Origin of the sequence: Acidithiobacillus sp. 'AMD consortium', assembly GCF_008926505.1 — a bacterium.
Taxonomy (GTDB): domain Bacteria; phylum Pseudomonadota; class Gammaproteobacteria; order Acidithiobacillales; family Acidithiobacillaceae; genus Acidithiobacillus; species Acidithiobacillus ferridurans.
On the sequence record NZ_CP044411.1, the window covers coordinates 1,525,165 to 1,539,956 of the forward strand.

The following is a 14,792-nucleotide window of genomic DNA, read 5'->3' on the forward strand; positions in this document are numbered from 1 at the left end:
GCAACGCAATAAAAAAGGGAAGACCGTTTGGTCTACCCTTTGCTTTTGGTACCGGGGACTGGATTCGAACCAGCACAAGCTTTCGCTCACTAGGACCTGAACCTAGCGCGTCTACCAATTCCGCCACCTCGGCGTGGATGGAATCATCATTTATTAAGGAGCATTTGTCAATGCCGGAGACACAAGAATCCTCGTCGCTGAGGGACCGCGATCCCATGTTCGACCGGGAAAAAGAAAAATATGAGCGACCCATCGTCAGCCGGGAGTACATTCTCAGCTATCTGGAAAGCACCGGTCAGCCATCGACTCTGGAGGATATCATCGCCGATCTGGAGGTATCTGAAGAGGACCAGGAAGCCCTGCGGCGGCGTCTGCGGGCCATGGAACGGGATGGGCAATTGGTTCGTAACCGTCGTGGCGCTTACGGAATCGTGGAGGCGATGGAGTTGGTGCGCGGTACGGTCAGCGCTCACCCCGATGGCTTTGGTTTTCTGATCCCAGAGGGAGGCGGGAAGGACCTTTTCCTTTCACCGCGGGAAATGCGCAAGGTATTTCACGGTGATATGGTTCTGGGCCGGGCGGTCGGAGAGGATCGGCGCGGCCGTATCGAAGGCGCGATCGTGCGTATTTTGGAACGCGCGCTCAAACAGGTTGTGGGACGTTACTACGCGGAAGGCGGGGTGCGCTACGTCGTCCCCGAAGATCGTCGCACTCCTCAGGAATTTGCCGTGGTGGAAGGAGGCGAGCTGGCACCCGTACACGGACAGATCGTGACGCTGGAAATCACTCAGTACCCGGATGGGCGCAATATGCCCCAGGGCCGCGTGGTCGAGATTCTGGGTGAGCACATGGCCCCGGGCATGGAAGTGGAAATCGCGATCCGTAACTATGGGTTACCCCATCAGTGGCCGGACGAAGTGCTTGCAGAAATTTCGCATTTCTCCGAGACGGTCCCGGAAGCGATCAAAGTAGGGCGCCGCGATCTGCGGGCGCTTCCCCTGGTGACCATCGATGGCGCCGACGCCAAAGATTTCGATGACGCCGTCTATGCTGAAGAGATCGAAGACGGCTTCCGACTGATCGTTGCGATCGCTGACGTGGCCACTTATGTACGACCGGACTCCGCGCTGGACAAAGAGGCCACGACCCGTGGTAATTCTGTCTATTTCCCGCGGCGGGTGATCCCCATGCTGCCCGAGATACTGTCCAACGGACTTTGCTCCCTCAATCCCCACGTGGACCGCCTCTGCATGCTCTGTGAGATGGAGACGGATATGGCGGGCGAGGTACAGCGTTTCCGCTTTGCCCGGGGCGTCATGCGCTCCCAGCGCCGCTTCACCTATGACGAAGTGGCCGCCATATTGGCCGGTGACGAGGATTTGCGTACACAGGATGCAGCCATGGTTCCGCATCTGGAGGTGCTGCACCGACTTTATGAAAGTTTTGCCAAGGCCCGTGAGCGGCGGGGCACCATCGAATTCGATTCGCAGGAGAGCCGCATTATCTACAATGAACAGGCGCGCATTGAAAGGATCGTCGCAGTGACGCGCAACGTAGCCCACCGGATCATCGAAGAGTGTATGCTCGCGGCCAACGTGTGCGCGGCGCAATATTTCCGTATCCACGAGCTGCCCATGCTATATCGGGTGCATCCGGAGCCATCCGGCGACAAGCTGGAAGATTTGCGGCGCTTTCTTGGGGAGCTCGGTGTGCCGGTGCGTCTGCCTACCCACCCCCGCAGCGCCGATCTGGCCCGCATCATTGAGGACACCCGTGAGCGCGGTGATTCCAGTCTGATCCAAACAGTTATTCTGCGCAGCCTTTCGCAGGCCTATTACACCGTGGATACTGGTATGCATTTTGGTCTGGCCTTCCCGGCCTACACGCACTTTACCTCTCCCATCCGTCGTTATCCGGACCTCGTCGTGCATCGTGGCATTCAGGCTTTGCTGGACGCAGCCGGCGCGGAACCGCAGTGGTTCCCCCAAAAGGCATTACAGGAACTGGGTCAGCACTGCTCCATGACCGAGCGGCGGGCTGACGAGGCCAGTCGCGAGGCGGTGAATTGGCTCAAGTGCGAATTCATGATGGATAAGGTAGGCGAGACCTATACTGGCATCATTACGGGCGTTACCGGGTTTGGTCTCTTTGTGGCACTGCGGGAGATCTACGTAGAGGGCCTGATCCATATCAGCACCCTCGGTGAAGACTACTTTCACTTCGATGCCCAGCATTACCGGATTATTGGTGACCGGACCAAGGAAACATTCCAACTGGGGGATGGAATCCAGATCAGGGTTGCGAACGTCAATCTGGATGATCGTAAGATTGATTTCGAGCGGGTGATACCGGAGGGGCAAAGTGGCACGGCGAAGAACCGGCGGGCCCGGCGCAGCAGGAAAGATGCATAAAAGCACATGTATCCGGCTTATGCCTTGATCATCCCGTTGTCCAGGCAGAGCGGGTCATAGCCGAAGATGATGGTTTGATCGGGTAAGGTCAGGCTGACATCCTTGTCTGCATAATCCAGGTGACTCAACAGCCATTTGATGATCTGCAGGCGCGCGGCTTTCTTGTCGTCTGCAGTTACAACGGTCCAGGGCGTGAAGCTGGTGTGGGTACGCGCAAACATGGCATTGCGCGCGCTGCTGTAATCCTTCCAGTGTTTCACCGCCTGCTCATCGATAGGACTGGTTTTCCACTGCTTGAGCGGATCGTCTTTGCGTGCCTCCAGGCGCTTTTTTTGCTCGTTCCGGGAAATATCCAGGTAAATTTTAAAAAAATGGATACCCGAGCGCACCAGCATACCTTCATAATCTGTTACTTCAGAAAAAAATTCCTCGTATTGCGCATCGGTGCAAAATCCCATGACCTTTTCCACGCCCGCGCGGTTATACCAGCTCCGGTTGAAAAACACGATTTCGGCAGCGGAAGGCAAATAATGGGTGTAGCGCTGGAAATACCACTGACTTTCTTCACGGTCAGAGGGCTTGTTTAGTGCAACGATACGGGTTTCGCGAGGGCTGAGATGCTGCGTAATGCGCTTGATGGTGCCATCCTTGCCAGCCGTGTCGCGGCCTTCCAGAATAATCAGGATTTTTTCATTCTTGCTGATGATGTGCCGCTGCAGTTTGACCAGCTCGATTTGCAGTTGGTGTAACTCTTCTTTGTAGCGTTGTTTTTCCGTGATCTTCTCTTCTTTGTGCTTGGTCATGACGCGTACCTTTTAATGGTGAATAACGTGGTATTAAAAAAGGCTGCGCGCAGCCTTGCCGATGCCTTCGGCGCTCATTGGGTGCTGGTCCGCAAAGCGGGCCAGATCGTAGGCGGTGAGGCCGTGGGCGGCGGCCGTGCCGATCTGGCCGATAAGAGCACCGGCATCGATCCCCACCACCCAACCGCCTAGCAGGCGCAGGCTGTCCGCAGCGAAAAACAGTTGAATGCCACCTTCCATGCGTTCCAGAATCTGCGCCCGGGAATCTTCCTCAAAGTCATAGCGGCCGATCTGCAACGGTATACCCTGCGCTTCCGCCAGGGCAGGGGTAATGCCTACATAGGCGGCCGCCGGCAGGGTGAAGATGGTGGTGGGTATATGACGGAAATCCGCATAATCCATGGGAATATTGCCACCGAGAATATTGTGTGCAGCCACCATGGACTGGCGCACGGCGGCGTGGAATAAAGGTACGCGGCCGTTTACATCACCACAGGCATAAATATGGGGATGGGCCGTCTGCAGGTCCGCTCCCACAGCCACACCCTTTCGTGTCACGGTAATACCGATTTCGGCGGCGCCCGCAGGAATGACGGGACGCCTGCCCACGGCCATCAGCACTACGTCGCCATCGATGGTGTCGTCCTCTTCTCCACGGGTGTAATGTACGCGCCGCCCTCCCTCAGGGGTTACCTCGACTGCCGTCACGTCTATACCGGTGAGAATGTGAATAGACGGATCCAGCAACGGCGTTAGCACTGCCACCATACCCGGATCCATACCGTTGAGAAGTTGCCCACCTCTCTGAAGCAGCGTGACCCTGGTGCCCAGGGCAGCGAAGAACGTGGCCGTTTCCAGACCGATATAACCGCCACCGATGACGATCATCCGCTCCGGCAGGGTTTTGAGGATGGGGTCAGGTTTATACAGATCATGGCTGGTAAGGCAGAACTCGGATCCCGGAACCGGGGGGACGAATACATCGGAGCCGCTGGCAATGATCACCTGGGCACACCGGAGTCGCCGTTCGCCGTCCGCCGTATCGACGGCCACTTCGTGAGGGGTGATAAACCGTGCTTCTCCCTGAATCATCTGAATATTCGGTGTGGCGGCCAAGTCTGCGGCGTGTTGCTGATAGCGCCGCGACTGGATGCTGTCCTTGTGCGCCATGATTTTTGCGAAGTCGACGGTAATGGTCCCGGGCAGACCTCGTTCGGCAAAGCGTCGCTGCGACTGGTAGATTTCGGCGGTTTCCCGAATGGCTTTAGAAGGTACGCAACCCTCGTAAAGGCAGTTTCCGCTCATTACCCCCTTGGGATCCACCATAACTACAGAACGTCCCGCCCTGGCCAGCCGAAATGCGGCAGGATAAGCGCCGCCTCCAGCACCGATGGTCAACAGATCAGCGTATTGAATGATCACTGGACACCTCCATATGGGAAAGTCTAGTTCATTATGACGGTGGCCTCCCCAGTTTGCAGGTACCTGTCAGCAAAACCACCAGTAGGCCCTCGTCTGTTTGATTACGATTCCGGGAGGCCCAGATCCCGGACTTCGAGGCCCATCCGTTCCAGACGGGCCTTCAGGTCGTAGGTGGCGGCCTGAACATCGTACTCCCGTCCTGCCACACCGAGCTCGATTTGCGGACCATCCGTCTTGAAACTGGGCAGGCTGGAGAAACGAACTTCCGGATGGGCAACGCAGAAACTCTCCATGAGGGGGACCAGATCGCCCTCCCGCGCATGGGGTAACAGAATTCGGGCCTCCACGTCAGCCACTATGGGCGGAAAATACTGCTCGATCACCCAATCGCTCATAGGTTCTGCCATCTGCGGAAATCCCGGAAAGAAATGCCCGTTACCCACGGAAAATCCAGGCACATTATTGACGGGGTTGGGAATCAGCTTGGCCCCGGCGGGCAGATCGGCCATTCGGATCCGTACCGGCTCTGCCTTTTCGCCATACTGCCGACGAATCCATTCCTCCGCTTCGGGGTGCCGGGACAAGGCAACGTCGGCCGCCGCCGCGGCGCAATCGCGGGTCAGGTCATCGGGTGTCGCCCCCAAGCCGCCGAAGGAGAAAAACGGCAGGGGCTGTGCCATGGCCCAGCGCAGCTGGCTCAGCAGGATATTCCGGATATCGGGTATGATCAGGCACCACGCTATGCCATAGCCGCGTCGTGCCAATTGCTGGCGGCTGCGGACAACATGACGGTCTTCCCGTTTGCCGGAGAGTATCTCTGTGCCGATGATCACCAAGCCAACATCTTTGCTCATGAGAAACTCTCCAGAGAGGGGGCAATGGCCTCGCGCATGGCCGTCTCTGGCGGATCTCGCCACTGGGCGCGCCCTGCGGCGTAGGCCACGCGGCCGGTCAGCAACCACGCCAGCGCCTGCGGATAAATACGATGTTCCGCATCAAGCACGCGGGCAGCAAGAGATTGCTCGTCGTCTTCCGGCAGCACTGCTACCGCTGCCTGAATGATGGCCGGACCGGCATCCAGCGCTGATGTCACGAAATGGACGCTGGCACCATGCCATAACACACCCTGCTCCAGCGCCCGGGCATGGGTATGCAGGCCGGGAAAGGCAGGAAGCAGGGAAGGATGAACATTCAGCATCCTGCCCTCATAATGCTGAACGAAAGCGGGCGTGAGCTGACGCATGAACCCCGCCAATGCCACTACATCCGGGGCGTAGTCGTCAATCTGCCTTTGCAGTGCGGCCTCGAAATCCACTCGGGTCCCATAATCGCGATGGTCGACCGTAAGGGCAGGAATGCCCGCCAGCACCGCCAACTCCAGCGCGCCGGCGGCTGGACGGTTACTGACGACGGCTACGACACGGGTGTCCGGTATCTGCCCGCTACGGCAAGCTGCAAGGATGCTCTGCAGATTGCTTCCCCGGCCGGAAACCAGAATCACCAGCCTTTTAGTCAAGAAAACGTACTCCCTCACCGTCCCGGCGTGGCACCAGCTGCCCAGCAACGAAGGCCTGCTCGCCATGCGCTGCCAAAGACTCTACTGCCGCCTGCCTGGAGTCCCAGGGTACGATCGCTACCATGCCGATACCAATGTTGAAGACCCGTCGCATCTCCTCCGTGGAGACCTGCCCCTGTTCCTGCAGCCATTGAAAAATGGGCGGCAGTTGCCAGGCTTTGGGGTCGATATGGGCGGCAAGCGCTGCAGGCAGTGAACGGGGCAGATTTTCCACCAGTCCGCCGCCGGTGATGTGGGAGAGGGCGCGTATGGTAACCGCCTGATGCAACGCCTGAATGGCCTTGACGTAGATCCGGGTTGGCTGTAGCAGCAGATCCACCAGCGGTTCACCATTGATCTGGACATGGGCGTGGGCACCACTGTGCACCAGTATTTCCCGAATCAGCGAATAACCGTTGCTGTGTGGCCCGGACGAGGCGATGCCGATTACCGCATCGCCTTCCTCGCAAGCGGCACCCGTCAGGATGGCGGACTTCTCCACGACACCCACCGCAAAGCCGGCAAGATCATAATGTCCGGCCGGGTACATGCCGGGCATTTCCGCCGTTTCGCCACCCAGCAAAGCACAGCCAGCCTGGCGGCAGCCTTCAGCCACCCCGGAAATGACCGCTTCCGCCACGACATTGTCCAACTGCCCGCAGGCATAGTAATCGAGAAACCACAGGGGTTCGGCACCGGAAACGAGGATATCGTTGACACACATGGCGACCAGGTCGATACCGATATGGTCATGTCGGTTGGCTTCCAAGGCCAGCAACAGCTTGGTACCTACCCCATCGGTGCCCGACACCAGTACCGGTTCACGATAGCCGCCGGGTAGGGCGAATAATCCGCCGAAACCACCGATACCGCCCAGTACACCGGGGCGGTGGGTACTTCTGGCAAGAGGTTTGATACGGTCCACCAATGCGTTGCCAGCGTCGATATTCACGCCAGCACTGCGATAGGTCAAAGGCTTTGGGGTGTCCACGGTGACTTCCTCAATGGGGTTTGGCTCATGGTATGAGGGCATCTGGCGCCTGTCAAAGGTGGAATCGGGGATCCTCACCCAGGCGCGACCCAATAAAAAAGAGCGGCGAACCGCTCTTTTCGGACCGGATTCCTACCGGTGGTCAGAAGCGCTTGAAAATCTGACCACTCCGGGCGGCCTGGAAGCGCGCTTCCACCACGCCCCAGTTCATGTTTTTGTGAACGGCTGCCAGGTAATCCGCGCGGCCAAGTGCCTTCCAGTCCACCATGTAGGCGTGCTCGAAGACATCGACGATAACCAGCGGCACGAAACCACTCACGTTACCGTCCTCGTGGAGCTGAACGAAGTGGTTGTTGATCTGACCGGTAGTGCCATCATAATAGGCGATGGCCCAACCAACGCTCCGGCTCTTGGCGGCAGACACCAGATCTTCGTGCCATACCTCAGCACTGCCAAACTGTTCCGTGACCGCTGCCTTGAAGCCGGGGGCCTGATCGATGCTGCTGCCCGGCTTCAGTTGCGCAAAATAATACTCATGTAAAACCATGCCGTTATACTCAAAGCCAAAGCGCCTACGGCGATCTGCATAGGCGAGGGAACCGGTTTTACCCGCCGCCCGCATTTCTGCCAGCTCTTTGTGCAACGCATTGCTCTGGTTGACATAACCGACATAAAGGCCCCAGTGATCCGTAATTTGGGCATCGGAGATGCCATCCAAGCCGCCGGGCTTCAATTCTTCGCGCACGCTATATTCGGACATTCGTCATTCTCCTGATTTCAAGTTTAGAACTGAACCAATACTGCCTTGATTGTAGTCAGTGGGCATTCCGTCTGCAAACGACCTGCCGGTCGTTTGAACCTGTATTGCCCCCGATTGTTCTTGACAGCCGCCGCGCCCTTGCCTAGCTTCACGGTCATGAACCTGCCGAACCTGTTGACCTTGCTGCGGCTCTTTCTGGTGCCGGTAATTTTCTATGCACTGGCGAGGGGTTTTTTCGCCGTGGCATTGGTCATTTTTTTTGCGGCAGCGGTTACCGACGCGTTGGATGGCTGGATAGCCCGTCATTACCATCTCCAGACCCGTCTGGGTGCCGTTCTCGACCCGGTGGCGGACAAATTGCTTGTAGTCACGACGGTTATCACGCTGACCTGGTTGCAGCGCATTCCACTGTGGCTGACAGTCGCCGTTATCTCTCGGGACCTGTTGATCGTGGGTGGCGGTCTGCTCTACCTGCTGCTGATCGGAAAATTCACTATCCACCCGACGCTGCTGTCGAAATGGAACACCGCGTTACAATTTGTCGTCATTGTGCTAGTGCTGTTCGAGGCGTCCAGCCGCTGGCGGATGCCGCTACTGCCGGTCTTTGTCCTGGTATTCGTTACGGCCGTTGCGTCGGGGGGGCAATATGTCTGGGTATGGAGTCGCAAGGCCATTGCCCAGGACAGGGCTTCCGGCCAATCATGATGGGGACCCGACAGCGCATTCTCCCCTTGGGCGTGCAGGCGCCCGCAACCCTAGAGGGGTATTACCCCTGTCCCAACGCGGCGGCACTGCGTGCAGTGTTGAACCTCGTGGCTGAACCACAAAGCCTATGTCTTTACCTTTATGGCCCGGGCGGGGTCGGTAAAAGTCATTTGCTGCTGGGGGCGGCCGCGGCGCTTGCCGGCTGGACACCGTATATGGATTGTGGAGATGTCCCCCACCTATTCAACAGGATAAAGGATTTTGAGGGGTTCTCCAGCCTCGTGGCAGCCCCCCTGTTGTGTCTGGATAATATCGAGGCCTGGGCCGGTCAGCGCGATAAGGAAACTTTTTTATTCGACCTGTACAATGAGCGCATGAGTAATGGGCGGCCGATGCTCCTTGCCGGTCGCGCGGCACCCCGCTTCCTGGACTGGGCACTTCCCGACTGGGCCAGCAGGGCGAGCGCCTGCCTGCAAGTCGCACTGCGCCTGCCCGATGACACGGAAAGAGTGGCTATTCTGCAGGAAATGGCGCAGCGCCGGGGCCTGCAGATAGGTGTTGAGGCCGCACATTATCTGTTACGTCATCATGCTCGCGATCCCTCTACACTGGAGGGCTTGTTAACTGTGCTGGACGCCGGAAGCTGGGAGCATCAGCGAGAAGTGACCATTCCTTTCATACGCCTTTGCCTGGGTGCAGAGAAGCCATGACGTCGGGGTCGGGGAAAATGCCCGTGCGCCGGTGCTTTCGTCAGAAGAATAAAGCGCTGCGCCCGGCCCCTGCAGAGCAAAACGGTTGCTGGCAGCGTATGTTCTACCGGGTATTCAGAGCATGGCATGGTTTCTGGAACGATGACTGTATCGACCGCGCGGGGTTGCTGGCTTATACCACGCTCTTTGGCCTGATACCATTGGCGGTTCTCGGATTCAGCCTGTGGAACCTGGTAGGATTCAGTCTGCTCCACCGTGCTCAGGTGGATGATCTGGTTTTACGCAGTTTTGTCCCCCAGGCTGGAGGGGCGATTCTGCGTCAGGTAAACAGCCTCGCGGCGCGTGGCGCGCAAATGGGTTTGTTTGGGGTGCTGGGATTGGGCATCACCGCGATTTTTCTGCTGCATGCGGTGGAGCGGCATTTTAACGCCATCTGGGGGGTCACGCCGACCTGCCTGTGGTGCCGTATTTTGCGTTACATGGCGATGCTTGTGGCTGGTCCGCTCAGTATTGCGCTCATTCTGCCTCTCTTGGGCCCCCTGCAACCCCTGCTGCTCTACCTGGCGCATATTCCCCTGCTGCCCCCGGTTCTGGGCCATGTACTCACCTTTCTAGTGGTTACAGTGATGATGGGGCTACTCTACAAAATCCTGCCATCAGCGCCCACGCGCTGGCAGGATGTTTTTCTCGGCGGTGTGTCCACAGCCATTCTGTTTGAGATTTCAAAGATGGTGCTGGCTGGTTACCTGCAATTTTCAACCTTCGAAACCCTATATGGCGCACTCGGCGCTTTTCCCGTTTTTCTCCTCTGGTTGTACATGGCCTGGGCCAGTGTGCTGTTTGGCGCCGAAGTGGCAGCGGCGGGGATCACGCATGATGACCATTAGGGAGGATGCGCTCTATACATTAAAATCAGGAAGGGGCGCCGGGGGGCCGACAAGGTCTTTACTTGCAACGCTGTGATCGCTAATATCCCGCGCTTATGTTTTCCGCCAAAGCGTCCAGCCTGCCAATTGCCCGGGTATCTGTCCATGGTGACCGGCTGGATGGCGATGTCGATCTTCGCGTCTGGTTGCGCCTGGGTGAGGCGCTAGCTAGTGTGCAGGCTGTGCATGTATGCCTTGATCTGGTCCGCAGGGGGCAGGTGGTTACCGCCGATGGCCGTATAGAGTTGCGCGGTGAAATCCGCTGCGAACGCTGCATGGGTGCTATGCCCTTGCAACTTTCCGTGGTGGTACACAGCGGATTGGCAGAGCAAGAGTCTGCGGTGACCGCGCTGGACCCTGATCTGGAATTGGTACTTGCGGAAGACGGGGTTGTCGCTCAGCAAAGCTGGCTGGAGGACGAAGTGCTGCTAGCTCTGCCTATGATTCCGCGCTGCGAGGATTGGAAGTCGGGTGTTTGTCCGGTTACCGGGCTTGAGCCGTCAATGGTTGTAAAGTGAAGCACAGTACATCTTGATACAGATTGGAGAATTGAGTCATGGCCGTTCCACAAAGTAAAACTTCCCGTTCACGTCGTGATATGCGGCGCGCCCACGATTTTTTAGTAACGGTAAACCGTTCCGTATGCGCCAACTGCGGAGCAGCCAAACTGCCCCATCATGTATGCCCCGAATGTGGTTTCTATAAAGGTCGCGAGATCGTGAAGAAGGCGGTCGAAGCCTGACCAGGTTGCCGCGCCAGAGCGTCTCGGAGATTTCGCGATGCCGCATATTGCGGTAGATGCCATGAGTGGCGATTCCGGCCCGTCGACAGTGGTGCTTGCCATCCGTGATCTGCTCGAGGATCACCCCGATGTCATATTTCACCTAGTCGGTGATACGGTTTCCCTTCAGACGGAGTTGGAGAAAGCACACCTCCACCGATCGGATCAGGTCGTCGTGCACCACGCCAGCCAGGTGGTGGCAATGGATGAGACGCCGTCCCAGGCCCTGAGGAGCAAAAGGGATTCGTCTATGCATGTCGCCATCAGTCTGGTGCGGGAAGGGCACGCCGATGCTGTAGTCAGTGCAGGCAACACCGGTGCCCTTATGGCACTTGGGAAAGTGTTCCTTCGCACCATTCCCGGAATTGACCGGCCGGCCATTGCCGCTTTTCTGCCGACGACCACAGGGCGTTTCCTCGCACTGGATCTGGGTGCAAATGTGGATTGTCGCCCGGAACATCTCCTGCAGTTCGCGGTAATGGGCTCGATACTCGCTGAGCGGGTCATGGGTGTGACCAGGCCGCGCGTCGCCCTGCTCAACATCGGCTCTGAAGAGATCAAGGGCAATGAGCAGGTCAAAGAGGCGGCACTTCTGTTGCGTGCCGCCAGGCTGAATTTCATCGGCAATGTAGAGGGTTCCGATATTTACAAGGGAGTCGCGGATGTGGTGGTTTGTGACGGCTTCGTGGGTAATGTGGCGCTCAAGACCTCAGAGGGACTGGCAACGATGATCAGTCACGAACTGCGCGCCAGCTATACCCATGGCTGGTATGGGCGTATTGCTTATCTAACCAATCGTCCCATTCTGCAACGCCTGCGCCGCCGCCTGGATTCCCGTCAATACAACGGCGCCACGCTGCTGGGGTTGAACGGGATCGTCATCAAGAGCCACGGGAATGCGGATCGTTTTGCCTTTGCCTGCGCGGTGAAAGTAGCGATCGCCGAGGCCAAACATCGCCTGACCCTGCATATTGCCGAAGTGATCCAGGAGAATCTCGATCCGACGGTGCGAAACAGCGCGTGAAACCTATTTACAGCCGTATTGTCGCCACTGGCGGCTATCTGCCGGAACGTATTCTCAGCAACCGCGATCTGGAGCAGATGGTAGAGACCAGCGACGCCTGGATATTCGCCCGTACCGGCATCCGCTCCCGGCATATCGCAGCTCCCGGCGAAAAGACCGTAGACATGGCGGAAGCGGCAGCGCGCCAGGCACTGGCCGACGCAGGTCTGAAGGCGGCAGATCTGGACCTGATTATCGTGGCGACGACCACTCCAGATCAGATATTCCCCAGTACCGCCTGCCTGCTGCAAGCCCGCCTGGGCAACCGGGGTGCGCCGGCCTTCGACATCCAGGCGGTTTGCACCGGTTTCATCTATGCGCTGGCGACTGCCGATCGCTTCATTCGCAGCGGTGGGGCTAGACATGCGCTGGTGGTTGGTGTGGAGAGCATGTCCCATATCGTTGACTGGACGGATCGCGGGACCTGTATTCTTTTTGGGGATGGCGCCGGGGCTGTGGTACTCAGTGCTAGTGATCAACCCGGTATTATCTCCACACACATCCATGCCGACGGTGCCTATGCCGACTTGCTGCAGGTCCCCGACGGGGAGGCACGGATCACCATGCAGGGTAACGCAGTATTCCGCGTGGCGGTGCGTACCCTGGGTGAGATTGTACAGGAAACGCTCGCGGCAAATGCCCTGACACCCGCAGAAATCGACTGGCTGGTTCCACATCAGGCCAATATCCGCATTATCCAGGCGACGGCCGATAAGCTGGGCCTGCCTATGGAGCGGGTGGTGACGACGGTGGAACATCATGGTAATACTTCTGCGGCTTCGGTACCTTTAGCCTTGGATGAAGCCGCGCGACGCGGTTGTTTTCAGCCGCGGCAACGGCTTCTGCTGGAAGCATTCGGGGGTGGTTTTACCTGGGGATCAGCGCTCCTGCGTTGGGGCTGAAAGCCCTGCATACCAATTTGTATCGAGAGGAGGTTCGCTTGCACGGCTCTATCGCCTTTGTTTTTCCGGGTCAGGGTTCGCAGTCTTTGAATATGCTGGCCGACCTGGCCAACGGTCATCCGTTGGTCAAAGAGGTTTTTGAAGAAGCTTCTGCGCAGTTGGGCGAGGACCTATGGCTGCTTACGCAGGAGGGGCCCTCCGAAAAACTGAGCCAGACCCGCTGGACGCAGCCGGTGATGCTAACCGCCGGATATGCCGTATATCGGGTATGGGAAGAGGAAGGTGGCATCTTTCCCGATTTTGTCGCCGGGCATTCCCTGGGAGAATACACCGCTCTGGTGGTTGCGGATGCGGTGGATTTTGTGGACGCTGTACGTCTGGTCGCGGAACGGGGCCGCCTGATGCAGGAAGCGGTGCCGGAGGGGGTGGGTGCCATGGCAGCCATCATCGGTCTCGGCGACGATGAAGTGAAACAGCTGTGTGCTCAGGAAGCAAGGGGTGAAGTGCTGGCTGCGGCCAATTTCAACGCGCCGGGACAGGTGGTGGCCGCAGGTCATCAGGCGGCCGTCGAGCGGCTGGTGGAGTCGGCACGTGCGGCCGGGGCCAAACGCGTTGTCCTGCTTCCGGTCAGTGTGCCCAGTCATTGCAGCCTGATGGAGCCGGCCGCCGAACGTTTCCAGTCTGTGCTGGAATCCGTGCAGTTCCGTAGCCCCAAGGCGATGGTGGTACATAACGCCGATGTGCAAAGCCACAACACGCCGGACTCCATCCGTGCCATACTCGCCAGGCAGTTATATTCGCCGGTGCGCTGGACAGACACGATTCGCCACCTCGCCCGGCAGGGGGCCATGACCTTTGTGGAAATGGGTCCGGGGCGCGTACTGTCGGGCCTGGGGAAACGCATAGAGCCCAGCCTGACCATGCTCCACGTCGAAGATGGCAAAAGCCTCAAGGCCGCCCTGGAGGTGATCTGATGGCAGGATCTTTGGAGGGCCAGCTAGCCCTGGTCACAGGTGGCAGCCGCGGCATCGGACAGGAGATCGCGCACGTACTCGGCAGGCAGGGTGCGCGGGTCGTTGCCACAGCAACGACCTCTGCCGGTGCGGAACGGATCAGTGCCGATCTGGCGGCGCAGGGTATCCACGGCGCCGGGATGGCACTGGATGTGACCGATGACGCGGCCATGTCCGCAACGCTCGCGCAGATACAGGCATCCCATGGCGCGCCGGCCATTCTGGTGAACAATGCGGGAATTACCCGGGATCAGTTGCTCCTGCGGATGAAAGATGAGGATTGGGATGCTGTCATGGCGACCAATCTGCGCGCGGTATACCGCTTGAGCAAGCTATGCGTGCGCGATATGCTCAAAGCCCGTTTTGGCCGGATCATCAACATTACTTCGATAGTCGGGGTGATGGGGAATGCCGGACAGACAAATTATGCAGCCGCCAAGGCGGGAGTCGCGGGTTTTACCCGGGCCATGGCGAGAGAGGTGGCGGCGCGGCAGGTGACCGTCAATTGTGTGGCACCAGGCTTTATCAGCACCGACATGACCGAAGGGCTGAATGAAGCGCAGCGCGATACTCTGCTGCAGCAGATTCCTGCGGGAAGGCTGGGGACGGTGGCCGATGTGGCTGCTGCAGTCGCTTATTTGGCGAGCCCGGAAGCAGGTTACGTAACCGGACAAATTCTGCATGTCAATGGCGGCATGTGGATGGGGTAATGCATTCGTGGCTTTACAGGACTGTATGCCCTGTGGTCCA

General features: G+C 58.3%; 16 protein-coding genes and 1 tRNA gene. 10 read left to right on the forward strand and 7 right to left on the reverse strand.

The window, feature by feature from the left end; genetic code table 11:
* Nucleotides 1-46: 46 nt before the first annotated feature.
* Nucleotides 47-133: transfer RNA gene (locus F6A13_RS07890), tRNA-Leu, on the reverse strand.
* Between the two features lie 37 nt (nucleotides 134-170).
* Between F6A13_RS07890 and rnr the strand changes: the two genes are divergently transcribed.
* Nucleotides 171-2,411: a ribonuclease R gene (gene rnr / locus F6A13_RS07895; protein WP_113525631.1), complete on the forward strand. Its 2,241-nt coding sequence runs from the start codon at nucleotides 171-173 to the stop codon at nucleotides 2,409-2,411.
* A 17-nt stretch (nucleotides 2,412-2,428) separates the two neighbouring features.
* On the opposite strand, the gene ppk2 is transcribed toward rnr, so the two are convergent.
* The 6 genes from ppk2 to F6A13_RS07925 form a co-directional block, all read right to left on the reverse strand.
* The gene (gene ppk2 / locus F6A13_RS07900) at nucleotides 2,429-3,214 is read right to left on the reverse strand and encodes a polyphosphate kinase 2 (RefSeq protein WP_113525630.1); all 786 of its coding nucleotides are present in this window, start codon (nucleotides 3,212-3,214) and stop codon (nucleotides 2,429-2,431) included.
* Nucleotides 3,215-3,247: 33 nt separating this feature from the next.
* The gene (locus F6A13_RS07905; RefSeq protein ID WP_151528141.1) at nucleotides 3,248-4,636 is read right to left on the reverse strand and encodes a dihydrolipoyl dehydrogenase; all 1,389 of its coding nucleotides are present in this window, start codon (nucleotides 4,634-4,636) and stop codon (nucleotides 3,248-3,250) included.
* Between the two features lie 101 nt (nucleotides 4,637-4,737).
* Nucleotides 4,738-5,490, reverse strand: coding sequence for a competence/damage-inducible protein A (locus F6A13_RS07910; protein ID WP_126605557.1), 753 nt, complete (start codon nucleotides 5,488-5,490; stop codon nucleotides 4,738-4,740).
* A complete protein-coding gene (purN, locus tag F6A13_RS07915) occupies nucleotides 5,487-6,152 on the reverse strand; it encodes a phosphoribosylglycinamide formyltransferase (RefSeq protein ID WP_113525627.1) in 666 nt (221 codons plus the stop codon). The genes F6A13_RS07910 and purN overlap by 4 nt, the downstream gene beginning before the upstream one ends.
* Nucleotides 6,145-7,182 carry a phosphoribosylformylglycinamidine cyclo-ligase gene (purM, locus tag F6A13_RS07920; protein WP_126605558.1) on the reverse strand — a complete coding sequence of 346 codons (1,038 nt, stop codon included), beginning with the start codon at nucleotides 7,180-7,182 and terminating at the stop codon, nucleotides 6,145-6,147. Before purM ends, purN begins: the two co-directional genes overlap by 8 nt.
* 142 nt (nucleotides 7,183-7,324) lie before the next feature.
* On the reverse strand, nucleotides 7,325-7,942 hold the full coding sequence (locus tag F6A13_RS07925) for a superoxide dismutase (RefSeq protein WP_113525626.1): 618 nt from the start codon (nucleotides 7,940-7,942) through the stop codon (nucleotides 7,325-7,327).
* 156 nt (nucleotides 7,943-8,098) lie between these two features.
* Here F6A13_RS07925 and F6A13_RS07930 point away from each other — a divergent pair, with 156 nt between their 5' ends.
* From F6A13_RS07930 to fabG, 9 genes are all read left to right on the forward strand, one after another.
* Nucleotides 8,099-8,647 carry a CDP-alcohol phosphatidyltransferase family protein gene (locus F6A13_RS07930; RefSeq protein ID WP_113525625.1) on the forward strand — a complete coding sequence of 183 codons (549 nt, stop codon included), beginning with the start codon at nucleotides 8,099-8,101 and terminating at the stop codon, nucleotides 8,645-8,647.
* Nucleotides 8,644-9,357 (forward strand): DnaA regulatory inactivator Hda, encoded by a 714-nt coding sequence (gene hda / locus F6A13_RS07935; RefSeq protein WP_113525624.1) that lies wholly within the window; start codon nucleotides 8,644-8,646, stop codon nucleotides 9,355-9,357. The genes F6A13_RS07930 and hda overlap by 4 nt, the downstream gene beginning before the upstream one ends.
* The gene (locus F6A13_RS07940) at nucleotides 9,354-10,244 is read left to right on the forward strand and encodes a YihY/virulence factor BrkB family protein (protein WP_113525623.1); all 891 of its coding nucleotides are present in this window, start codon (nucleotides 9,354-9,356) and stop codon (nucleotides 10,242-10,244) included. The genes hda and F6A13_RS07940 overlap by 4 nt, the downstream gene beginning before the upstream one ends.
* A 95-nt stretch (nucleotides 10,245-10,339) precedes the next feature.
* Nucleotides 10,340-10,801: a YceD family protein gene (locus tag F6A13_RS07945; RefSeq protein WP_113525622.1), complete on the forward strand. Its 462-nt coding sequence runs from the start codon at nucleotides 10,340-10,342 to the stop codon at nucleotides 10,799-10,801.
* 38 nt (nucleotides 10,802-10,839) lie between these two features.
* The gene (gene rpmF, locus F6A13_RS07950) at nucleotides 10,840-11,025 is read left to right on the forward strand and encodes a 50S ribosomal protein L32 (RefSeq protein ID WP_012536832.1); all 186 of its coding nucleotides are present in this window, start codon (nucleotides 10,840-10,842) and stop codon (nucleotides 11,023-11,025) included.
* Between the two features lie 37 nt (nucleotides 11,026-11,062).
* On the forward strand, nucleotides 11,063-12,088 hold the full coding sequence (gene plsX / locus F6A13_RS07955) for a phosphate acyltransferase PlsX (RefSeq protein WP_126605559.1): 1,026 nt from the start codon (nucleotides 11,063-11,065) through the stop codon (nucleotides 12,086-12,088).
* A complete protein-coding gene (locus F6A13_RS07960; RefSeq protein WP_126605560.1) occupies nucleotides 12,085-13,029 on the forward strand; it encodes a beta-ketoacyl-ACP synthase III in 945 nt (314 codons plus the stop codon). Before plsX ends, F6A13_RS07960 begins: the two co-directional genes overlap by 4 nt.
* Before the next feature lie 38 nt (nucleotides 13,030-13,067).
* Nucleotides 13,068-14,003 (forward strand): ACP S-malonyltransferase, encoded by a 936-nt coding sequence (gene fabD, locus F6A13_RS07965; protein ID WP_151528142.1) that lies wholly within the window; start codon nucleotides 13,068-13,070, stop codon nucleotides 14,001-14,003.
* Nucleotides 14,003-14,752, forward strand: a complete 750-nt coding sequence (fabG, locus tag F6A13_RS07970; protein ID WP_126605561.1) for a 3-oxoacyl-ACP reductase FabG — start codon at nucleotides 14,003-14,005, stop codon at nucleotides 14,750-14,752. The genes fabD and fabG overlap by 1 nt, the downstream gene beginning before the upstream one ends.
* The last annotated feature ends 40 nt before the right edge of the window (nucleotides 14,753-14,792 follow it).

Bases quoted from the DNA above. Each gene is read 5' to 3' on its own strand.
- plsX (WP_126605559.1), top strand. From the start codon at position 11,063: ATGCCGCATATTGCGGTAGATGCCATGAGTGGCGATTCCGGCCCGTCG.
- hda (WP_113525624.1), top strand. From the start codon at position 8,644: ATGATGGGGACCCGACAGCGCATTCTCCCCTTGGGCGTGCAGGCGCCC.
- fabG (WP_126605561.1), top strand. From the start codon at position 14,003: ATGGCAGGATCTTTGGAGGGCCAGCTAGCCCTGGTCACAGGTGGCAGC.
- F6A13_RS07925 (WP_113525626.1), bottom strand. From the start codon at position 7,942: ATGTCCGAATATAGCGTGCGCGAAGAATTGAAGCCCGGCGGCTTGGAT.
- rnr (WP_113525631.1), top strand. From the start codon at position 171: ATGCCGGAGACACAAGAATCCTCGTCGCTGAGGGACCGCGATCCCATG.
- ppk2 (WP_113525630.1), bottom strand. From the start codon at position 3,214: ATGACCAAGCACAAAGAAGAGAAGATCACGGAAAAACAACGCTACAAA.
- rpmF (WP_012536832.1), top strand. From the start codon at position 10,840: ATGGCCGTTCCACAAAGTAAAACTTCCCGTTCACGTCGTGATATGCGG.
- F6A13_RS07930 (WP_113525625.1), top strand. From the start codon at position 8,099: ATGAACCTGCCGAACCTGTTGACCTTGCTGCGGCTCTTTCTGGTGCCG.
- F6A13_RS07910 (WP_126605557.1), bottom strand. From the start codon at position 5,490: ATGAGCAAAGATGTTGGCTTGGTGATCATCGGCACAGAGATACTCTCC.
- F6A13_RS07945 (WP_113525622.1), top strand. From the start codon at position 10,340: ATGTTTTCCGCCAAAGCGTCCAGCCTGCCAATTGCCCGGGTATCTGTC.
- F6A13_RS07940 (WP_113525623.1), top strand. From the start codon at position 9,354: ATGACGTCGGGGTCGGGGAAAATGCCCGTGCGCCGGTGCTTTCGTCAG.